Origin of the sequence: Chryseobacterium sp. Leaf201, from assembly GCF_001421435.1 — a bacterium.
Classification (GTDB): Bacteria; Bacteroidota; Bacteroidia; order Flavobacteriales; family Weeksellaceae; genus Chryseobacterium.
On record NZ_LMKA01000045.1, the window covers coordinates 1 to 1,523 of the forward strand.

The window sequence follows — 1,523 nt, forward strand, 5'->3', positions numbered from 1 at the left end:
TAAAAAAAATAAAAATAATGAAATATGTGTATCAGCTATTTTTGGCTTTTAATTCAACGTTAAAAAAAATAAAAATAATGAAATATGTGTATCAGCTATTTTTGGCTTTTAATTCAACGTGGTTAATTGCAGTAGTGTTTTTTGTGAAAGAAAAATATGTATTGAAAGATATTGACAAATATTCGATGTATTATTCTTGGTTTTTATTTATTTTATTTCCAATAATACTAACAGGTTTAAGCTTTTTAATTGTAAGAAACTTACCAAAAGATAATTTACAAAGGAACTCTGTTTTAGAAATCGAACTAGCCAACAATAACTTTTTACCAACTTATTTAGGATATTTCTTTGTGTCTTTAGGTGTGAATGACATTCCTACACTAATAGTAGTTTTTCTAATCATCTATATTTTTACATGCTTGTCACAAACGCTTTATTTTAATCCTATTTTTTTACTATTTGGTTATCATTTTTACTTTGTGAAAACTACAGCAAATATTAAAATATTTTTGATAACCAAACGACAGCTGAAAGCTCCGGGTAATGACAATTTTGATAACTTAAGGAGAATTAATAATTATACATTTATAGAACTTTAAAACTAATATTTATATGGCAACCTTTATTTATGGGAAAGTAAAAAGAAAGAATAACATCTTTCGTGTAATTGAAACCGAAGAAGATGTGTATAATACTTCACAACTAAATTTAGTCGGTGTTGAATACAATCCTGCTACAATAATTGAAAATGAAGAACTGTATAAGGTTTCACAATTTTCTCAATCCGGATATTCGTTTGATTTTTTAGATAACGAATTAAATTCTGTAAATCATGATCAGATAACAAGAAGAGATCTTACAAAACTTTCATTTATTTGCACTGTACAGAATAATCTTTATTTCTTTCAAATTATTAATTCCAGCATTTTTATAAGTAAAAAATGGTTTTCTATTGACGAGTTGACATTGGAAACTGAAAAACCTATTATTACAGTGAATCCATTTGCAGATGCAATATATGATAAGCATTCTGATACGTTATATTTTAAAAGGTTAACAGCTGCTCAAAAAATTTTTAAAGGAATGGATCAGTTATATAAGGAAGCCACAGCTTCCGAAACTGATTCTTTTTTACAAAGTGATTTTCTTGAAGTAGATTCTAATTTTAATAACAGCAGTGTTTCAGTACTCAATAGAAAAAGAATTGCATTAGTGATGGAAACATTAAATAATTTATCTGATCCTGAAAAACAAGCAGTATACTCATATACAAGTGAATATAGTCAAGTAGTATTTGAAGATGGTAAGTTTAAAATTGAAACTGACGATGATCTTAAATTTGTTTTATGGGGTATTCAACAAAGATTTTACACCACTCCAATAGGAGGTGAAAAAAGAGTTGCAAACTCAATAATTAGTATTTAATTGTCTATTTTATGTTTTTTAAAGATACATTATATAAGTCCAGAAGGTTAACCAATGCCATCGGGATCAGGGTTTTCCATCCTAAGTGCATCAGCTGG

The 1,523-nt window shown here is 27.2% G+C and carries 2 protein-coding genes; both read left to right on the forward strand.

The genetic code is table 11. The annotated features are described in order from the left end of the window. The coding region (locus ASE55_RS03900) for a hypothetical protein (RefSeq protein ID WP_238584987.1) at positions 1–599 on the forward strand (599 nt) is incomplete at its 5' end. Between the two features lie 13 nt (positions 600–612). Continuing rightward, entirely contained in the window at positions 613–1,425 is an 813-nt protein-coding gene (locus ASE55_RS03905) for a hypothetical protein (protein WP_056215841.1), read from the forward strand. The last annotated feature ends 98 nt before the right edge of the window (positions 1,426–1,523 follow it).